The sequence below is a fragment of the Collinsella intestinalis DSM 13280 genome, assembly GCF_000156175.1.
GTDB classification, from domain to species: domain Bacteria; phylum Actinomycetota; class Coriobacteriia; order Coriobacteriales; family Coriobacteriaceae; genus Collinsella; species Collinsella intestinalis.
Genome location: NZ_GG692710.1, coordinates 704,033 through 723,084 on the forward strand (window position 1 = coordinate 704,033; position 19,052 = coordinate 723,084).

General features: G+C 62.8%; 16 protein-coding genes. 4 read left to right on the top strand and 12 right to left on the bottom strand.

Features of this window, described 5'->3' with window-relative positions; all coding sequences use genetic code 11:
* Positions 1–23 precede the first annotated feature (23 nt).
* The 7 genes from COLINT_RS03280 to COLINT_RS03310 all read right to left on the bottom strand — a co-directional run bounded on the left by COLINT_RS03280 (position 24) and on the right by COLINT_RS03310 (position 6,820).
* Positions 24–860, bottom strand: coding sequence for a Cof-type HAD-IIB family hydrolase (locus COLINT_RS03280; RefSeq protein WP_006722928.1), 837 nt, complete (start codon positions 858–860; stop codon positions 24–26).
* A 77-nt stretch (positions 861–937) separates the two neighbouring features.
* Positions 938–1,813, bottom strand: a complete 876-nt coding sequence (locus COLINT_RS03285; RefSeq protein ID WP_006722929.1) for a DMT family transporter — start codon at positions 1,811–1,813, stop codon at positions 938–940.
* A gap of 63 nt (positions 1,814–1,876) precedes the next feature.
* The gene (locus COLINT_RS03290) at positions 1,877–3,019 is read right to left on the bottom strand and encodes an SIS domain-containing protein (RefSeq protein ID WP_006722930.1); all 1,143 of its coding nucleotides are present in this window, start codon (positions 3,017–3,019) and stop codon (positions 1,877–1,879) included.
* Positions 3,020–3,166: 147 nt separating this feature from the next.
* Positions 3,167–3,901, bottom strand: coding sequence for a GntR family transcriptional regulator (locus tag COLINT_RS03295; protein ID WP_039910555.1), 735 nt, complete (start codon positions 3,899–3,901; stop codon positions 3,167–3,169).
* A gap of 136 nt (positions 3,902–4,037) precedes the next feature.
* Positions 4,038–4,880 (bottom strand): PTS system mannose/fructose/sorbose family transporter subunit IID, encoded by an 843-nt coding sequence (locus tag COLINT_RS03300; protein ID WP_006722932.1) that lies wholly within the window; start codon positions 4,878–4,880, stop codon positions 4,038–4,040.
* Positions 4,864–5,640 carry a PTS mannose/fructose/sorbose/N-acetylgalactosamine transporter subunit IIC gene (locus COLINT_RS03305; protein ID WP_006722933.1) on the bottom strand — a complete coding sequence of 259 codons (777 nt, stop codon included), beginning with the start codon at positions 5,638–5,640 and terminating at the stop codon, positions 4,864–4,866. Before COLINT_RS03305 ends, COLINT_RS03300 begins: the two co-directional genes overlap by 17 nt.
* A gap of 145 nt (positions 5,641–5,785) precedes the next feature.
* Complete coding sequence (locus COLINT_RS03310; RefSeq protein ID WP_006722934.1) at positions 5,786–6,820, bottom strand: SIS domain-containing protein; 1,035 nt, start codon at positions 6,818–6,820, stop codon at positions 5,786–5,788.
* A 412-nt stretch (positions 6,821–7,232) separates the two neighbouring features.
* Between COLINT_RS03310 and COLINT_RS03315 the strand changes: the two genes are divergently transcribed.
* From COLINT_RS03315 to COLINT_RS03330, 4 genes are read left to right on the top strand one after another with little or no spacing between them, the layout of a single operon-like run.
* Positions 7,233–8,201 (top strand): hypothetical protein, encoded by a 969-nt coding sequence (locus COLINT_RS03315; RefSeq protein ID WP_211203986.1) that lies wholly within the window; start codon positions 7,233–7,235, stop codon positions 8,199–8,201.
* 57 nt (positions 8,202–8,258) lie between these two features.
* On the top strand, positions 8,259–8,858 hold the full coding sequence (locus tag COLINT_RS03320; protein ID WP_006722936.1) for an ATP-dependent Clp protease proteolytic subunit: 600 nt from the start codon (positions 8,259–8,261) through the stop codon (positions 8,856–8,858).
* A 2-nt stretch (positions 8,859–8,860) separates the two neighbouring features.
* A complete protein-coding gene (locus tag COLINT_RS03325) occupies positions 8,861–10,207 on the top strand; it encodes a VirD4-like conjugal transfer protein, CD1115 family (protein WP_006722937.1) in 1,347 nt (448 codons plus the stop codon).
* A gap of 45 nt (positions 10,208–10,252) precedes the next feature.
* On the top strand, positions 10,253–13,171 hold the full coding sequence (locus tag COLINT_RS03330; RefSeq protein WP_039910303.1) for a DEAD/DEAH box helicase: 2,919 nt from the start codon (positions 10,253–10,255) through the stop codon (positions 13,169–13,171).
* A 76-nt stretch (positions 13,172–13,247) separates the two neighbouring features.
* Here COLINT_RS03330 and pgi read toward each other — a convergent pair whose 3' ends face one another.
* From pgi to COLINT_RS08480, 5 genes are all read right to left on the bottom strand, one after another.
* Positions 13,248–14,939 carry a glucose-6-phosphate isomerase gene (gene pgi, locus COLINT_RS03335; RefSeq protein ID WP_006722939.1) on the bottom strand — a complete coding sequence of 564 codons (1,692 nt, stop codon included), beginning with the start codon at positions 14,937–14,939 and terminating at the stop codon, positions 13,248–13,250.
* A 169-nt stretch (positions 14,940–15,108) separates the two neighbouring features.
* Complete coding sequence (locus tag COLINT_RS03340; protein WP_039910304.1) at positions 15,109–15,966, bottom strand: DegV family protein; 858 nt, start codon at positions 15,964–15,966, stop codon at positions 15,109–15,111.
* Positions 15,967–16,061: 95 nt separating this feature from the next.
* Positions 16,062–16,925, bottom strand: coding sequence for a DegV family protein (locus COLINT_RS03345; RefSeq protein ID WP_039910557.1), 864 nt, complete (start codon positions 16,923–16,925; stop codon positions 16,062–16,064).
* Between the two features lie 121 nt (positions 16,926–17,046).
* Positions 17,047–17,733: a hypothetical protein gene (locus COLINT_RS03350; RefSeq protein ID WP_156780313.1), complete on the bottom strand. Its 687-nt coding sequence runs from the start codon at positions 17,731–17,733 to the stop codon at positions 17,047–17,049.
* Positions 17,734–18,047: 314 nt separating this feature from the next.
* On the bottom strand, positions 18,048–19,052 hold a 1,005-nt coding region (locus COLINT_RS08480), incomplete at its 5' end, for a C-terminal helicase domain-containing protein (RefSeq protein WP_006722944.1).

The following is a 19,052-nucleotide window of genomic DNA, read 5'->3' on the forward strand; positions in this document are numbered from 1 at the left end:
TTCACTTCCCCGCACGCGGGGGTCTATCCCAAAATTTCATCAAGCGCCAGCACGATACCGTCCTCGTTGTTGGAGGCCGTCACCATATCCGCTGCCGCCTTGGCCTCGTCAATCGCATTGCCCATGGCAACGCCCACACCCACCCACTTGATCATGGACACGTCGTTTTGCCCGTCACCGAACGCGACGACCTCCGAGGCGTCGATGCCGAGCTTGGGCAGAGCGCCCGCGAGTGCGCGGCCCTTGTCGACGCCGGGCGCCATGAACTCGAAATAGAAGTCGGCCGTGAACATGGCGGAGAGGCGGCCGTCGAACGGCTCGGCCATCGACCGCCAACGCTCTTGCAGGTACTCGGGCTCGGCGGCGCACAGAAGCTTGTCCTGCGGGGTCGCGCAGGCCTCGAGCAGGTCGTCGACCTCGCACGGCACGAGGTCGCACATGCGGCACTCGTGTTCGACGATATCGAGGTCCTCATCGCGGTAACGGATGACATGGCGCGATGAGCGCTCGACGAACAGCTCCCCGCCCCGAGTGATCCAGGGAATGACATCGAAGTCCCGCACGTGCTCTATGAGCTCGCGCATTGTGTCAGAGTCGATGGGTTGGTCGTAAAGGACCTCATCGGTCTGGGCGTCGACGACATGCGCGCCGTTGAACGCGACGAGGAGGCCCCCGTGCTCGCTCAGCGCCAGCTCTGAGGCGATGGCGCGCAACCCCTGGACGGGCCTGCCCGAGGCGAGAATCAGCTTGACGCCCGCATCCTGAGCGGCGAGCAGGGCCATCTTCGTGCGGGGCGTGACGACTTTACGGTCGTTCGTGAGCGTGCCGTCGATATCCAGCGCGATCGCCTTAATTGCCATACGCGAAAACCTTTCCGGAAGATACATTCTGCTGGAATATCATACCGCTTTACCGAACCTCGATTTGGGGACAGTCCCTAAATCGAGGTTTCCGCAGCACGGGAACGCGCGCGGGCGTCGAGGGCAAGATTGACCACGATGCTCGCCACGATGAGCGCCGCACCGGCGAGCGCTGTCTCGCTGAACGTCTCCCCGAAGATGAAGAACGACCACGTGGGAGCCATGATGACCTCGCTCATGCAGATGAGGTTCGCCGTGAACGCGGGGACCTTGCCGATGCCCTTGGAAAACAGGATGTTCGCGAAGCTGCTGCAAAACACGCCGCTCGCAGCCATGTAGCCCCACTCCGCCGGGCTCACCTGCGGCAGGCGGTCGAACATGAACAGCAGCGGCACCATCGAGCAGACGCTCGCCACCAAAGAGGACACGAGAGGAGCGGCGCCGGGGCGCGAGTTGAGGTAAAACTGCAAGCCGAACGACGCCCCCGACGCGATAGCCAGGAGATTTCCGAGCATGCCCTCTGCCGAGAGCGACCCCATAAAGAACAGAGCCATCCCCGCGAACGCGCCCAGTACGACCAGCACGTGACGTAGCGCGGGCATGCGCCTCTCAGCCAAGCTCTGGTACACGATGACGAAGATCATGGACGTGTACTGGAGTACTATCGCGTTTCCCACGGTGGTGAGTTGGTTGGCATAGCGAAAGGTCAGGCCGGTGAAAAACGACGCAAGCCCGACGCCCACGATGAGCGGGCTGAACCTCAATTGCGGACGCGCCACCACGAGCGTGAACACGAGCACAATCGTGGAGGTCACCCCGCCGATGAGAAACGGAGACTGCGTATTCCATTTGGTGAGGATCCCCATGAAACTCCAGCACACCGCAGTGCCGAACAGGCAGAACACACCGCGCAACGCGCGACGGTCATCGTGGGTCGTGCTCACGCCCTCCATCGGCGCACCCCTCCTTCGATTCCAAGAACCTCAATTTAGGGACTGTCCCTCAATTGAGGTCCGCTACTCGGCAAAGCCGGCCTGGGCGAGCTTTTCCTTGCAGATTTCCTCATAGTCGGCGGTCTTACAGCTTACGACCTGTTCGAAGCGGTCGAACAGCGGATGGCAGGGCTCGCAGCCCAGCTCGCGCATGGCGCGGCCGGCGAACACCTGGACGGCGGGCAGCAGGACGAACGGGGCCACCTCGGGCTCCACATCCCGCTCGAGGCATATCGCGTTCGCATCGCCATCCTCGATGCCGTAGCAGGCCAAAAGATAAGCGTGGTCCGTCACCGCGCGGGTCGCTCGGTAAATCTCATGTGTACGGCCGGGCGCGAGGCACGGATCGAGGAAGAACGCCGTCGAGCGCGGGGTCAGCTGCATATTGGGACCGTGGATGTACTCCTCGGGCTCCAACGCGATGGCGGGAGCCTTGAGCGTCTCCTGCCATTTGAGCGCGCCCTCCAACGCGATGCCGTAGGCGGCGCCCGCACCGCACATGAACGCATGTCCGGGGGTCAAAAACACCTCACGATCCGCGTCCATGAGGGCATGCGCCCGCCGCTGCATCTCGCGGTGCATGTCGGGAACCTCGGAAAGGCGCCCCATCCACGCCGACCGCCCATCACCGTCGATCGCCCCCAGGGCCTCGGCTGTCGCGAGGCTGAACAGCGCGATGAACTCCATGAGCGTGAGCACGCCCATGGTCACGAACCCGACCGTTTCGTTTCCCACGCCGTATTCGAAGATCGCGTCGACCTCGTCGCGCAGGTCGGCCTCGACGTTGCCCGTGAGGGCCACCGTCTCGTGCCCCCGTGAGCGCGCGGCGCACACCGCCTCGATGATGTTCGTGCTGCAACCGCTCTGCGAGACAAAGACCTCGAACGCATCGGACGCCGTGACATCCAGGCGCTCGAGTTCATCGAGATAGCGCGACGGGGTGAAGACGTCCACCCGAACGCCCAGGACGCGCTCGGCGAAGGGGCGCGCGGCCACACAGGAGTTGTACGAGGATCCAGACGCGACGAAGCGCAGGTCGCGCAAACCACGGCGCGCATAGCGCTCGACCAGGCCGCCCACAAGGGCATCTACGCGGGTGAGGTTCTCCTCGAACACCCGAGGCGACATCTCGATATAGGTTTCCATAGTCGGCTTGGCGTTGCTCATGGGACGCAGCCCCCTTATATCCGGCACGCGTGGCGCGCATAAATGAACCCGCATGCTCGACTATACGGCCATGCGGGTTCTCTCAGCTGAATAATCCTTGAGTGGTATTAAATTATCCGTAGACGTATACTGAAGTCCGGCTGCGCATCACATGGAGAACGTGTAGCGTGAGCCGATGATAAGCTGCTTGCCCGCGTACAACGGATTCCCGTCCTGATCGCGATACAGGCCCTCCAGGCTGAAGAGCGGCTCCCCCACCGGGACGGAGAGCGCATGGGCGACCTGCTCGTCGGCGAGCTGGATACTGAGCATCTGGGCGCTGTCGCGATGGGGGCACTGACCAGTCGCATTGCGAATGAGATCGAAGATCGAGGCGTTCTCAAGTTCGGCGGTCTCGAGGAACTCGTGCCCCTCCCGTGCGAACAGGCAGTGGTCGACCATGATGGGAGTGCCGTCCGCCATGCAAACGCGGTCGATGGCGATCAGGCGCGCGCCCTCGCCGAAGAACTCGCGCGCAACGGGTGGAACGTCCACCACCTCGCAGCGAAGCAGCGTCGAACCGGGCTCCAAACCGTTTTGACGACATGAGGCCGAGAAACCGTTGAGCGCGGCGCGACGGTCTTCATGGACCATCGGGGCGCGATGGGCCTCCTGGACGAACGTGCCCTTCCCCTGGCGTTTGGCAAGGAGACCCTCATCGACCAGAATCTCGATGGCCTTGCGGACGGTGATGCGGCTCACACCGTACAGGTGGCTCAACTCGGGCTCCGTGGGAATGCGGGCACCCACGTGGTACACGTCGTTCACGATCGCCTCGCGCAGGTCGTTTGCGACCTGCTGGTACAACGGCGTCGCGGAATCACCCGCCAGTTTTCCGGCCATCTTCATCCCTCCTCCGGCGATAGGCGCCTCTCCTCAGTAAAATACGTCTTATTACCTTATATACCATATCAAGTAAAGGGCGCGGTCGACCTCGCGATCGACCGCGCCCAGGGCAACGACACAGGTTTTGCCAAGATTATGCCAAAACGCCCGTGAAAGCGCCGAGGATGCCCACGATCATAGTGATGACGATGAGCAGCATGGGGTTCGCCTTCTTGGCGAGGGCGGCATAGTAGAGCACAAGCGCAACCAGGGCGAGCGTGCCGGGCATAATGCCGTCGAGCACGGACTGAATGGTCTGGACGCTGTCGCCCGAGCCGAACTCTATGGGAATCGACACCGACGTCATGGACACGGTCATGGCGCCGAGGACCATGATACCCACGATACCCGCCGCGTAGATGACCTTGTTCATGAGGCCACTCTCCTGCGCCGCCGTGAGGAACGACACACCGAGCTCGTAGCCCTTCTGCGCGCCGATGATGCGCGTGAGGAAGCACGGGATGTTGTAAATCGCGAGGAAGGCGATGGGGCCGAACGGGTTGCCCGCGAGAGACAGGCCGATGCCGACGGCGGCGGCGATCACACGCAGCGTACCCAGGAACAGGGAGTCTCCGATGCCGGATAGCGGGCCCATGAGCGCCGCCTTCACGGAGCTGATGGTCTCGGGCTCCATCTCGCCCTTCGCGACGCGCTCCTCCATCGAGGCCACCACACCACCCACGAACGGGGCGAAATACATCGTGATGTTGAAGAACTCGAGATGGCGGGTGAGCGCGGCGGCATAGCCCTCGGGATCGTCACGGTAGATCTTCTTGAGCAGCGGCGTGAGCATCATGCAAAACGGAATGCTCATCTGCTTGGGATAATTCCAGGAGTACTCCATGCCGAGCGCGCCCGGATTCACGGCCATGCGCGTAAGGTCGCTCTTGGTGATAGTGGCACCCTGCGTGGATTCGGGCTTAGAAGTCATCGTCATCGCCTCCAGCGATACCGGCGGTCGCGGCGGCGGGAGCGTCACCGAAGAGGTCGATCTTCTCGATGGCGATCACCACGGCCAGGATAGCGACGGCCAGGACGGACAGATTCAGATAAGCGGCGAGAGCGAAGCCCAGCACGAAGAACGGGACGAGCTTCTTGTTCACGATCATGCGCATGAGCATGGCGAAGCCCATGGCGGGAAGGATGCCGGCGGCGATGCCCATGCCGTCGAAGACGAAATCGGGCACGGCGTCGAGCACCGCGGTCACGGCGTCCGAGCCGAAATAGAAGGCCAGCGCGGTCAGCGTGAACGTCCAGATGGTCTTGCCGACCATACCGATGAGCACGTACGTGAGCTTGATCTTTCCATCGTCGCCGACCTCGGCGCCCCTATCTGCGATCTGCAGGAACATCGGGGTGATGGCGTAGAAGAAGTTCTTGACTCCGAGTGCGGCGAGACCGATGGGCATGGCGAGGGCGTACGCGGTCTCGAGACCAGAGCCCGTGGTGATGGCGAATGCGGTCGCCAGTGTGCCAGCGGTGTTGACATCCGGCGGGATGTAGGCACCGACCGAGATGGCGCCCATAAAGAGGAGCTCCAGGTTGGCGCCGATGACCAAGCCGGTGTGGAGGTCGCCCAACACGAGTCCGACTATCGGGCCGATGACGATGGGGCGGTTGATGTGGCTGGTGCCCAAAGCCGTGTCGAACGTCGCGAACGCCGCGACCAGACCGACGAGCAATGCCTGCACGAGCATGACCGTCTCCTTTCCTTATAGATGGGTCCCACCGAGCAAGCGGTCACACGATGGGAAGCGGTCGAGAAACCGGCGGGCGCGCGGGCCTAAACCCGTGCACCCGCCGGGTCGATCCCGCAAGATAGCTCACGGGACGTGGGGGCGCTTAGTACGCGAACTGACGGTAGTAGCGACGATAGGCCAGGTTGTGCTTCGTGATGCGCTCGTAGTGCTTGGAGAGGCGCTCGTGCAGCGTCGCGGCGGCGATCATCGGGGAGACCAGCGGGCGGAACTCGTCGTCCAGGCCGGAGACGGCATACTCGGCGGTGTCGATGACCGCGAGCTTATCGGTGTACTGCTTGCAGAAGACCTCGGCACGGTTGTCGAGCTCGCGGCACTCATCCTCGCCCTTGGTGATGATCACGGGCACGCCGGGCTCGACGAGCTCGAGGGTGCCGTGGAAGAACTCGGCGGACGTGACGGCACGGGTGCGGATCCACTGCATCTCCTCGAGAACGCACATGGAGAACAGAACGTTCTCGCCCCACAGGGCACCGGACGCGATGAAAATCGTGTAGGGCTCCTCGGCGAACTGCTTCGCGATCTGCTCGGCCTTGGGCTCGAACTTGATGCGGATGTCGACCAGGTCCTGGAAGAGATTCTTGGTCTGGGCCATGTAGTCGTCATAGCGGTCGAAGTCACCGCGCAGGTTGAGCAGGCGCAGGGCGAAGGCCTGGAAGAGCAGATAGGTGAAATCGCAGCGACCGGTGGCCACGGGAGCCGAGATCACCGTGGTCGCGAGCTTGCCGAGCGGTGTGTCCTCGCGGGTGAAGGCGACGACGCGGATGCCCTGGGCGGTAATGTTCTCGACCGCCTTGACGATCTCCTTGGTGTCGCCGGAAGCGGAGGCGGTGACCACGACGGAGTCCTTCTTGAGGCGGTTGTCGCCCATCACGTTGAGCTCGGCGGCGTTGACCAGGTGAACCTCGACCTCGGAGTACTTCTTCATGAAGTAGCGGACCATGTCGAGCTCGTCATAGGTGCCGCCGATGCCCAGCAGGAAGATGTTCTCATACCCCTGCTCGTGAATCTCGTCGGCGACCGCCTTGGCCTGGGCGCAGGCCGCCACGGTGGCGTCGCCGTCCTTCAGGTACTGGTCGATATCGAAGTTAAGAAGCTGGACCTTCTCGAGTTCCGCCATGGTGTTACCCCTCTCGTAAGCAGAACGTTACATGACGTTATGCACTATAACATCATGTAACGTTCTGCTCTCAAAGAAGGGCGTAGCTTACCTGTGAACGGTCGAAATACATCGGTAGACGTTATATAAGGTCATATATACGCTGGCCAGTCGCCTCATGTTCCATCTGAAAAAGTGCCTTGCGCTTCCGGCGGGGAGCAAGTACAGTGGGCTTGCACCCGAAGTGGCACCGCCACTGTTTTAGCGTAAGAGATGTTTGAGCCTGACAGTCACGAGTAGCACGAGAGCAGTTTGAGCGTATGAGTCGTTTCACTAACACCATCACAATCAAATTGGGAGATCTGCTATAGGCCATCGGCATTGCCATGTCGATTTTGCCTACCTGTCGCTCGCCGCACGACGGCCCACCGCCGTGCGCAACGTTGACCTGGCGCCTGCCCGGCGCTGGAAAGGAAGCAGCATGTTCAGCCCGACCGATCGCGAGTTCCACGAGTGGACGCTCGCAGATTTCCTGCAAGAGAATTGCGAACTGCCCCTCGATGGGCGCCTCGCCGCCATCGCCGACCATCGATGCAGCCCCACCCTCGCCAAGCGCGCCGTCCTCGATTTCTGCCGCCTCGAAATCGGCTTTTTCCTCCAAAACGATCCGCTCGCTGCAGAGGCGATGCGGCGCGTCGCGACTCTCGACAACGGCCGGACCCCCAGCTCCCCTGGCACAGAGGGAGTGCGCGGACCCGGTATCGCGTCGGTCTGCTGGAGGCTCGAACGGGCCTGGCGGCTGATAGAGACGGATGAAGACGACTGTGCGGAGCTCCACCGTGCGCTCAGGCAAACGACCGAGCAGTTGTACGCCCCGATCGAGCAAATCGGGGAGTCCGCACGTCGAAGTGCGGAGGGACAATTCCCCTTCTCGTGGATCCCCCGCTACTCGACGAACGCCTGCGCATTCAAGCACTTCGACTCCGCGCGGCTCAATGCCAGCAGCCTGCGCTATTCGGGTCCGAGAGCAGCCGTGGACGCGCTCTTCCGATTCGCCACACTCGACGCCGACGATTTCTACACCGTTTGCGCAGCGCTGATCATGGAAAACGGCGGAAAGGCGGCGGCGATGCAAGATGCCTATGCGGCCGCCTACAACAGGCGATGCGGCGACGCTTTCCTGTTCATCTACGAATGCCTTCCTGAGCTTGTGGACACGGCATCGTATGACCGCGGGGCCCGAAACCCCGCACATCGCGCCCAGGCCATTCGGAGCCTCTTCATCAGGCCCCTCGCAGCGCTCTCCGAATGCGGGGCGCTCGACATCGAGGAAGCGCCACGACGGGCGCCGAGCGTCCTCGAACAGCGGCTGCGCGACAAGCCGAGGACCACGTCCAGCTAGATGGCGGTCTCGAGCACCGCCACACGAACCGATTACCCCCCATCGAAAGGAAAACCCATGACCGTCTTCGACACCGCCCCCTCCATCCTCCGCGAGACGAGCCGCGGACTCGAGCGCACGAGTATCTACGATGAGCTACTGCGCGAACGCACCCTCGTCATCTCCGGCGAGATCGAGCCCCTGATGGCGAGCGCTCTGTGCCAACACGTGCTGTTCCTCGAACGAGAGGACCCCTCCTCCCCCATCACCCTCTTCGTCAGCAGCCCCGGCGGGCAGGTGGGTCCGGGACTCGCCATCTACGACGTGCTGCGCTCGGTGTCCTGCCCCATCCGCACGGTTTGCGGCGACCTCGCCGCATCCATGGGCTCGATCATCTTCATGGCAGGAGACGAGCGCGAGATGTATCCGCACGCATCCCTCATGATCCACGACCCCCTCATCCCGCAGGGCGCCGGTGGCTCCGCGCTCGCCCTTCAGGAGACGAGCAAACGCCTCATGGAACGGCGCCGGACGCTCAACACCATCCTCGCCGAGCGCTCGGGGCTCGCGCTCAAGCGCATTCAATCCCTCACCTGCAAGGACACCTACCTGGAAGCTGAGCGCGCACTCGACCTCGGCTTCGCCACCCGCATCATCGAATCCCGAAAGGAGCTCTAACCATGAGCCGAACCACACTCCCCACCTCCAATCCCACGATCCTCGCCTCGGGCCGTACCCTGGACACCGACACCTGGACCACCCGCATCAACAACAACATGCTCGTCATCGGGCCATCCGGCGCAGGCAAGACGCGCCACGTGCTCAAGCCCAACCTGATGCAGATGAACGCGAGCTTCATCGTGCTCGACACCAAGGGGCAGCTTTGTCGCGAAATGGGCCCCTTGCTGCGCTCCCATGGCTACGTCGTGCAGAACATCAACTTCTCGAACATGGATGCGGCCTGTCCTCGATGTGCCTCGCCCGTCGGCTACGACCCACTCGCCTTCATCCGCCGCGACCCCGCGAACGGCAGGCCGTCACAGCAGGACATCCTCTCGGTCGCAACGGCGATCTGCCCCGCGGAGGACCTTACCCAGCCCTTCTGGGACCGAGCGGCGGCCAACCTGCTGTCTTGCCTTGTCGCCTACGCCGTCGAACAGCTGCCCGCCGCCGAGCAGACCTTCGAATCGGTTGTTCGGCTGGTGGATTCCCTGGGAGACGGCGGCACCTTCGCCCTGCTCGACGAGGTAATCGCCTGCGACCCAACGAGCTTCTGCGCCTCGGCGTACCTGCGCTACCGCGCCACGATGGGCGCGGAAAAGATGAACGCCAGCATCATCGGCATCATCGCGGAGAAGGTCATGTGTCTCAGTTTCGATACCGCTCGCGCCCTGTACACGCATAACCCCCAGGTCGATTTCGCCCGCATGGGCCACGAGCCTACGGCGCTCTTCGTGACCCTCAGCGACATGGACCGTTCGCTCGACCCGCTCACCAACCTCTTCCTGACCCAAGCGCTCATCTCGCTCGGTAGGGAGGCCGATGCCATGCCCAGCGGCTCGCTGCCCGTTCCCGTCCGCATGTTCCTCGACGACTTTGGCAACTTCCGCATCCCCAACTTCGAGCAGGCGATCTCGGTGGTGCGCAGCAAGAACATCTGGTGCACCATGTTGTGCCAGACCACAAGCCAGCTCGCAGCCCGATATGGCGAGGAGGGCGCCAACACGATCATCGGCAACTGCGACACGCAGCTCGTCCTGGCGTTCCAGGACACCGCCAGCGCACGATACTTCTCCGATCGCGCGAACAAGCCGGTCAGCGCGCTGCTCGCCACCCCACTCGACCGTTCCTGGCTGTTTTTGCGCGGCAAGCCCGGTGAGCTCGTCCGCCGCTACGAGGTGGCCGACCATCCCCTGCACGACACGGCCGTCACGCTGGAGCACGGCGCGAACGCATTGGAAATCGACGCCGCGCCGTTCGACTACACGCCGAGTTCGTCCCTGCAAGACACTACAATTGAGTTCTGATCGACCCGAGCCTGCCACGGCACCCAAATTCACATGGGGGCGACCATGTCCGATTTCTCGAACAACCTCTCCTACCTCCGCGTTGCCGCGCACGCGTCGAGCTTCCCCAACGGCGAGGGAGGAAAGACCCCTCCATGGGAGATCGATTGGTTCTATCGCGACCCGGCGGCTGATGGATCGCCCGGTCTCGCATCCGCGGAAAACCTGAACACCGTCTGCCGTGCGTATCTGGGGGACCGAGCGGCACAAGACCGGCTGATCTTCGGCGAGGCGACCGACGCCGAGATTGACGCGGCGCTTATCGAGGGCCCCTATGGGATGAACGATCGCCAAAGACTCGCCGTCCGCCGCGCACTCGAATCCGACATCTCGCTCGTCCAGGGTCCTCCTGGAACCGGCAAGACCGAGACCATCCTCAACATGGTTTCCTGCATAATCGCACGCGGCGCGACTGTAGCCGTCGTGTCCACCAACGGCGAGGCCATCGCAAACATCTCCAAGAAAATCGCCGGATATGCGGCGGCAGATGAGGGCCGGGAGCCCAACCGCCGTCGCATCTTCAACTCCTACGCCGCCTTGGGCAAGCTCGAGAACCGCCGGTCCTGGAACGAGGATCATCCACAGGGACCGCAGTTCGACGTCAAAGACGATTCGGAGGCTCGCCGTAACGAGCACTACGACACCGGGGGCTGGGAACCCGCCCTCACCGCTTCTGAATTCCTTCGCGAACGCCCATTCATCACAAGCACCATCCACTCCCTCAAGAAATGCTTCAACGACGGCGACGTGTTCCGCTATGACTATCTGATCATGGATGAAGCGTCTCAGTGTGCGCCCGCGCTTGCCCTGCTCGCGATGAGCAGCGCCCGGCGCGTGGTGCTCGTCGGCGATATCGAGCAGCTTCCACCCGTCTACCACGCGAACGCCGCAGAAGCCGCCGTGCGCAGCGCCGAGGAAACCGGCATTCCCGTTCCGGGTCGCAAATCGCCCTATGCCCTGCAGGATGTGACGACCGGTGACGGAATGAGCATCTTGGCGTCCGCGCAGGCCGTCTTCGAACCGATCGGCGCACCGCATACCTTTCTCAACGAGCATTTCAGGTGCCATCCCGGCATCATCGGCTTTTGCAGCGATGAGATTTACGCGCCCCGTGGGGAGGGTCTCGTCGTGCGCACCCCGGCCTATGATCGGTCCGTGCAAACACCCATCCGCATCCGCTGGTTCGAGGGCGATTATTGGGAGCCGCATCGACACAACCGCCGAAACGCAGAAGAAGCTTCGGAACGGAAGGCCCAGCGCGGCACCCCGCAATCGAGCAAGGAGAACCGCAAGCAGATTGAGATCTTCATGCACGAAGAGTGGCCGGGCCTGCGCGCCCGACTCGAGGCGGACCCGAGCTTCTCCGTGCGCATCGTATCCCCGTTCCGCGGCCAACTCGAAGCTCTCTACGACCGCCTCATCGACACGGAGGGAGCGGCCGCAATCGAGAGCCTCTTCCACGCCGACGAGGCCGAGGCCGTTGATTCATGGGAAAAGACCGGCCTGACGATCCACAAGACGCAGGGACAGGAATACAACGCCGTGTATCTTCTCCCCGTGGAGGACGGGGACTGGGATTGGCCCTGGTCGCAAGGGCGGTCGATCATCAACGTGGCGGTCTCACGAGCCAAAGACGAACTCGTGGTCATCTGTTCGACCGACCTCATGTCCAAAGAAACACAGCTTGCACTCACCGGCACGTATATCCCGCCATCGCCCGGTGGCGCGGCGCGGGCCCTCTCCACGCGCGACCGAGCCGAACGCGAACAACGAGAGCGTTTTTTGCAGAAACTCATCGACTACGCCCGCCGGCGCATGGACCTCGCATCGGATGCGTTCACGGGAGAGCGGGGGTTCCCCATCAGCAATTATGCATACGGCTTCCATCGGTCGTCCCTCGTCTCGGCGTTCGACGAGATTCCGGCCATTCGGACATACGTCGGCAATGAAGACTCGGCCGCCGAACTTGCCCTATGTAACGCCCTGGAGGGCGTCGACCTCGCCGGCCGCGGCCTCGCCGTCGCCCGCGGCGTCGCACTCTCAAGCTGCTTCTCCCCTCGTGCACTCTCCCGCCGCCTGACTGACGACGAAGAGTTCCGCGCCACCGACAAGAGGGCTTTCATCCAGCATGGCGATGCCGGACGTGAGGAACGATTCGACTTCGTGATCTACAACGAACAAACCATGCGCATCGTCCTGTGCATCGAGATCGATGACGGCCGATACCGCCACACAAGCCCCGAAATCCCGAATGACGGCGAAAGGGCACTCGCCCAGCGTCAACAACGCCTCCGCTGCAAGAACTCGATCGTGCGCGATATGGGCGGTCAAGTGATCGAAGGCAATGCGAGGACCGCGATGGCCGGGGACGGCTCAGGCATGTTCTCATTCGCGATGCTGCGCCTGGCAACCAACGGCACCACGGCGGCAGAAACCGAACTCATCGCCACCGCCATCGGCCACGACAAACCACATGCCAGGCCCTTTGTAACCATTGACGAGCTGATCGACCTTCAAATGGCCCATGGCACGGAGAGCGGACCGACACTCGCCCCTTCCTTCGACACCGGCGCGCACGCCCTACCCGAACGAGGCAGCATCGCCGCGCTCGTACGCGAGGGCGCATCGGCACTCGTCAAAGCAAGTCCGCAAAGCGAGGCGCGTTATCTGCAGAAGGTCCTCGACGACTGGGCGGGCGCGGGCGTCTTCCCCAAGATGCGCTCCCATCAAGCGAACAAGCTGCTTCAAGAGGGTGGCCTAATCGAACGGCGGGCAGATGGCTGGCACGTCACCCCGCGCGGCGCGAAACTCAGCATCATCGAGCGCATCGTCGAATATGACGGCGTCGAGAGCGCCCGTTGCCTGTATCCCGCCAGCTGCGAAAAGGCGGTTCGAAATTACTTGTTGCGGGCACTCGGAGATTAACAGCCGCTCTTTACAAAACAAACGAGGCCCCAGTGCACCCGGAGCCTCGTTGCGAAACGGATTCGGAGCCGATTGCCTACCTGCGCGTCGCGCGATAGAACTCAATCAGAGCCTTGGTGGAGGCGTCCTGCTGGCTCAGCGCCTCGTCGTCATGGAACGCCGGGGTGATCTGCTTGGCAAGTTGCTTGCCAAGCTCAACGCCCCACTGATCGTAGGAGTCGATGCCCCAAACGGTGCCCTGGACGAACGTGATGTGCTCGTACACGGCGATGAGCTCACCGAGGGCGAACGGAGTCAGCGTGTCGCCGAAAATGGAGGTCGTGGGGCGGTTGCCCTCGAACACGCGAGCAGGGACGATCTGCTCGGGCGTACCCTCGGCGCGGACCTCATTGGCCGTCTTGCCGAATGCAAGGGCCTTGGTCTGGGCGAGGAAGTTACCCAGGAACAGCTCGTGCACATCCTGCCCCTCATCGACGAAGGGGTTGGAGGTGTTGGCAAAGGCGATGAAATCGGCGGGAACCACGACGCTGCCCTGGTGCATCAGCTGATAGAAGGCATGCTGGCCGTTGGTGCCGGGCTCGCCCCAGAAAACCTCACCGGTGTGGCACGTGACGGGCGTACCGTCCCAGCGGACGTGCTTGCCGTTGGACTCCATGGTGAGCTGCTGCAGGTAGGCCGGGAAACGGTGCAGGTACTGCGTGTAGGGCAGCACGGCGTGCGTGTCGGCGCCGAAGAAATTGACGTACCAGACGTTCATGAGGCCCATGAGCGCGACGACGTTCTCCTCGAGCGGCGTGTTCTCGAAGTACTCGTCGATGGCGCGGAAGCCCGCCAGGAACTGTTGGAAGCGCTCGGGCCCGAGGGCGATGATGAGCGACAGACCGACGGCGGAATCAACGGAATAACGACCGCCGACCCAGTTCCAGAAGCCGAAAGCGTTCTCAGGGTCGATGCCGAAATCAGCCACGAGGTCCAGGGCGGTGGAAACGGCCACGAAATGCTTGGCAATAGCCTCGGCATCCTGCTCGGCGCTGCCGTCGACGGCGCCGCAGGCGCGGAGCTGCTCGAGCATCCACGCCTTGACCTCACGGGCGTTGGTGAGCGTCTCGAGCGTGGTGAACGTCTTGGAGACGATGATGACGAGCGTGGTCTCGGCATCGAGGCCCTTCACCTTCTCGGCCATGTCGTTCGGATCGATGTTGGAGATGTAACGGCAATCGATGCCGGCGTCGAGATAGGGCTTCATGGCCTCGTAGACCATAACGGGGCCGAGGTCGGAACCACCGATGCCGATGGAGACCACGTGCTCGATCTTCTTACCGCTGACGCCCTTCCACTCACCGGAGCGGACGCGATCGGCAAAGGCGTACATGCGATCGAGGACCTCGTGAACATCGGCAACGACATCCTGGCCGTCGACGATGAGCTCGCCCTTCTGGCTGGCGGGACGGCGGAGGGCGGTGTGCAAGACGGCACGGTCCTCCGTAGTGTTGATATGCTCGCCGGAGAACATGGCGTCACGGCGCTCCTCAACGCCGCAAGCGCGACCCAAGTCTACGAGCAGCTTGAGCGTCTCATCGGTGACGAGGTTCTTGGACAGGTCGAAGTACAGGTCACCGGCATGATAGCTGAGCTTCTCAACGCGATCGGGATCGGCGGCGAACCAATCCTTCAGGCTGATGCCCTTCTCCACGAGCTCGTCGTGGTGTTTCTGAAGAGCCACCCACGCAGGGGTCTTGGTTGCATCGATGGGAGCGGAAATCGCCATGTGCGTCCTCCTTAAATGACTGCATGCACAAACATCTCCATTCTACCGCTAGCAGGCGCGAGCGGCTCCGCCACCCTGCTCAAAAGAATGGCAAAACGGCCCTCGCTCTCGGCCTGGATCATCCCAACCGAAAGCGAGGGCCGCGAAAGAGACGTCATTTGAAAGGACGCTATGCCTTCTTGAAGTACGCCACCGCAATGGCGCCGGGGCCGACATGCGTACCGATTGTCGCACCGACCATAACCGAGGGAACGTCCTGCTCGGCAATGCCGCCCTCCCACACGGAGCGGCTGTCCTCGAGGTACTTGCGCAGGAGCTTATCGGAAAGACCGGTGTAACCGACCATGACGGGCATATCGAAATCAATGCCGCCCGCGCTCTCGAGCTGCTGGCGCAGCAAGTTGCGGCCGTTCTTGGAGCCACGGGCCTTGCCCAGGATCGCGACCTCGCCGTCGGCGACGGTGATGACCGGCTTGATGGAGAGCATCTCCCCCAGAGTGCCAGCAGCGGCGGAAATGCGGCCACCGCGCTTCAGGTACTCGAGGGTGTCGAGCAGGGCGACCAAACAGACGCGGTCAGCGGCGGCCTCGACAGCAGCGGCGACCTCGGCTGCCGAGCGGCCCCCTTCGACCAAACGGAGTGCGTAATCGACCAGGATGTGCTGACCGACCGTCACGCTCTTGGTGTCAACGACATGCACCTCCGTAGACCCATCGGCCTGCGAGGCGGCCGTGACAGCGCTCTGATGCGTACCGGACAGCTTGCTCGAAAGCGCCAGAATCACCACATCGTCGCCCGCCTCCTGGGCGCGGGAGATCGCCTGCGAGAAAGCATACGGATTGACCTGGCCGGTCGTCGGGAACTCATCGCCCTCGACAAGCAGCTCGTAAAAACGCTCGCGCGTGAGGTCTACGTCGGCACTGTAGGTCGTGTCACCAAAAGCAATGGAAAGCGGCAGGACGTCGAGATTCGGATGTTCGCCCGGCAGGCAATCGGAACCGGAATCGGTGATAATGCGGACAGCCATCATATCCCCTTTCAGGGTACTTAATGAACAGTTTCCGCGAAAGTGTACCGCTATCTCACGGCATCATCAGACATTCATATTGTCGAAGGCGGCACCTAGGCGCGGGAGAAGAAGGCGACCGCAATGCCGCCGGGGCCCACGTGGACACCGATTGCGGCTCCGACCTGGGAGATCGGAAGATCCTCTTCGGCGATGCCACCCTCCCACACATCGCGGTACTCTTCGAGGTACTTGCGGAGTGTCTTGTCCGAAAGGCCCGAATAGCCCAACGCTCCGGGCATGTCGAAGTCGATACCGCCGACCTTCTCGATCTCCTGATGCAGCAAGGTGCGGCCCTTCTTCGAACCGCGTGCCTTACCCAGCACGATGACCTCTCCATCCGTCACGGTGATCACGGGCTTGATGGACAGCAGCTCGCCCACCGTACCTGCGGCGGCGGAGATGCGCCCGCCGCGCTTCAGATACTCGAGGGTGTCCACCAAACCAACGATGCGCACACGGGGCACCGACGCCTCCAGTGCATCGGCGATCTCATTGGCCCCAAGTCCCTCGTCAACCAGCTGTAGCGCGTACTGCACGACGATCCGCTCACCGAGCGTCATGTTCAAGCTGTCGACTACGCGAACGGTCTCGAGCCCCGCCTCACGGGCGGCAGCGGCCGCCATACACGCATTTTGATACGTACCGGACAGGCGACTGGACATGGTAATGACCACCACGTCCTCGCCCGCCTCGCGGGCGCGCTCGAGGGCTTCTTGGAACAGGAACGGCGTCGCCTGGCCGGTGCTGGGAAACTCTTCGCGCTCAGTGAGCATTTCGTAAAACTGGTCGTACGTGATGTCCACGCCCTCGCGGTACACATCGTCGCCAAACGCGACCGTCAGCGGCAGGACCTCGAGGGCGGGATGGTCGGACGACTTGTACTCAGAACCGGAATCCGTGATGATGCGAACGGGCATGAACTCACTCCAAACGAGCAGGTGGCACAAATAATCCGCAGAACCGTACCATCCGACGAACACCCTCACACACACCCCATGAAAACCGCTCGAGGGTTTCACATAACAGGCATTTCGCGCCTTATCTCGCATCCCCTTCCACCGATACCATGGAAAGCGTGGGGGCGTATCGCCCATCGACACCGAGGACGTCTCGCACCAAGCGCAGGAACAAGCCTGCGTCGCACATGTCCTCCGCGCGCAGGTCATCCGGATGCAGGGCTCCCGGCCCATCTACGCGAGTCGCATCAGGGTCGGCCCGATCGTACAGGTGAACTTGTCCGACCACTTGCCACAGGCCGTCCACACATGCGATGCGCTCCGCAATGGTCCCATTTCTCCAACGCGCATTCTTGCATAACGCGCCATCGCACACCTCATAGCGACGGTCAGTCCCCACATCGAGCAGCATCGCCCGACTGGTCTCCGGGTCCTTATCGAGTATGGCGAAGCGCGCGAAGATCTGCGTCTCATCGATCTGCCTCAGATGGTCAACCGTGGATTCTAAAGTGCCCTCAGGCGGCGTTTCGACATACAGCTGCAGGGGCGTCTTGCCTTCACGCAATTGACGCTCGAACAGAACCCATTCGGTGAAGCACATATTGACCATCTGAAGTCGCCGAAAATCCTGTTCGGGACCGTATAGGCACGCGGGCATGACAATCCGCTCAAATTCATCGGCGGCCGCATCCCTCCACCCCTCCCTTCGCTCGCCCCAATACTCCGCCATCCGGGCGACTTCCCTCTCGATCTCAGCCGGGTCCGCCATGGGCGCTCCTTTCGCCTCGTCCGTTCGCATCACCATCAGGCTACGAGCGTGAGCGCATGGAGAAGGCCCCGAGACGAACATGGCGGCAGTGCCCCTGAAGGATGTCGCAAACATATCCGAATGGGTTCCCGAACGAGACCCGATGCATCTGAAATACGCAGCTCAAAAGATCGGCCGTTCAGCCCCAATATGCGAAAAACACCCCTCCCACCATGAAGAGCCCATCATGGTGGGAGGGGTGCCTATACCAATTATCGTCGTCTCAACGGACGGACTCGCAAGAAGCCGAGCGCCGTCGGCGGCTACCGCTTACGCTACCTGCGCCCGCCACGGTCCCCTGGACGGCGGCCGGAGCGCGGAGCACCAGGGCGCTGCTCGTAGGAGCTGCCACGACCCCCTCGTGCGGAATTCCCGGGCTGACCACCTCGACCGCCACGGCCGCCACGACCACGACGCTCGGAGGGCTCATCGTAATTGCGCCAAGCATCGCGACCGGAGCGGACACCGCGATTGCGAGCGGAGTCACCGCGGTCGGAACGCGGACGGTCGGAGCGGTCCTCTCGACCGGAGCGACGGCGATCGTCGCGGCATGAGCGCTCGGGGCGGGAACGATCGTCCTCGCGCTTGCGGCCGTTGGCAAGGCCGCCAGAGCGAGCAGCCCCCTTCTTGGAGGGCCTGGAAGTGGATCGATCCTGGGACGCGGCACGCTCACCGCGAACCTCGGACGCAGTCAGGAGCTCAACGGGCTCGGAAGCCTCCTCGGCGTGGACACGGGTCTTGCCCGAACGCTTGCGACGCGAGGGCTTGGGGGCGTCCTCCTTGACTCCCTGGGGAGCCTTAGGAGCCACATCGGGGCGCTTGGAACCGCTGGAGCGCTCGGCCTTCGCGCGGGCAGTGGCCTTGCGACGGCGCTTCTTCTCCTTCTTGCCGGCGGGCGCCTTCGCGGGGACGCGGTCGGGATCGACCTCAGGGGCATGAGGGCCGAGCTCAAGGCCATCGGCATCGAAGATCTCGGCGGTCTTGCCCATGAGGGCCTCGATGTCGTAGAACCCGTCCACATCATCGACGGTCACAAACGTCAGCGACCATCCCTCCTCGCCGGCACGGCCCGTGCGGCCGATACGGTGGATATAGTCGACCGGGTCCTCGGGAACGTCGAAGTTCACCACGTAGCGGACATCGGAGATGTCGATGCCGCGGGCGAGCACGTCCGTGGCGACCAGCACGTCGCACTCGCCAGAGCGGAAGGCCTTGAGGGCGCGCTCGCGCTGGGCCTGGCTGCGGTCGCCGTGGATGGCGGCGCAGGTGATGCCAGCGCG

Bases quoted from the DNA above. Each gene is read 5' to 3' on its own strand.
- COLINT_RS03330 (WP_039910303.1), top strand. From the start codon at position 10,253: ATGTCCGATTTCTCGAACAACCTCTCCTACCTCCGCGTTGCCGCGCAC.
- COLINT_RS03300 (WP_006722932.1), bottom strand. From the start codon at position 4,880: ATGACGATGACTTCTAAGCCCGAATCCACGCAGGGTGCCACTATCACC.
- COLINT_RS03320 (WP_006722936.1), top strand. From the start codon at position 8,259: ATGACCGTCTTCGACACCGCCCCCTCCATCCTCCGCGAGACGAGCCGC.
- COLINT_RS03280 (WP_006722928.1), bottom strand. From the start codon at position 860: ATGGCAATTAAGGCGATCGCGCTGGATATCGACGGCACGCTCACGAAC.
- COLINT_RS03345 (WP_039910557.1), bottom strand. From the start codon at position 16,925: ATGCCCGTTCGCATCATCACGGATTCCGGTTCTGAGTACAAGTCGTCC.
- COLINT_RS03295 (WP_039910555.1), bottom strand. From the start codon at position 3,901: ATGGCCGGAAAACTGGCGGGTGATTCCGCGACGCCGTTGTACCAGCAG.
- COLINT_RS03305 (WP_006722933.1), bottom strand. From the start codon at position 5,640: ATGCTCGTGCAGGCATTGCTCGTCGGTCTGGTCGCGGCGTTCGCGACG.
- COLINT_RS03340 (WP_039910304.1), bottom strand. From the start codon at position 15,966: ATGGCTGTCCGCATTATCACCGATTCCGGTTCCGATTGCCTGCCGGGC.
- COLINT_RS03310 (WP_006722934.1), bottom strand. From the start codon at position 6,820: ATGGCGGAACTCGAGAAGGTCCAGCTTCTTAACTTCGATATCGACCAG.
- COLINT_RS03350 (WP_156780313.1), bottom strand. From the start codon at position 17,733: ATGGCGGACCCGGCTGAGATCGAGAGGGAAGTCGCCCGGATGGCGGAG.
- COLINT_RS03325 (WP_006722937.1), top strand. From the start codon at position 8,861: ATGAGCCGAACCACACTCCCCACCTCCAATCCCACGATCCTCGCCTCG.
- COLINT_RS03290 (WP_006722930.1), bottom strand. From the start codon at position 3,019: ATGAGCAACGCCAAGCCGACTATGGAAACCTATATCGAGATGTCGCCT.
- pgi (WP_006722939.1), bottom strand. From the start codon at position 14,939: ATGGCGATTTCCGCTCCCATCGATGCAACCAAGACCCCTGCGTGGGTG.
- COLINT_RS03285 (WP_006722929.1), bottom strand. From the start codon at position 1,813: ATGGAGGGCGTGAGCACGACCCACGATGACCGTCGCGCGTTGCGCGGT.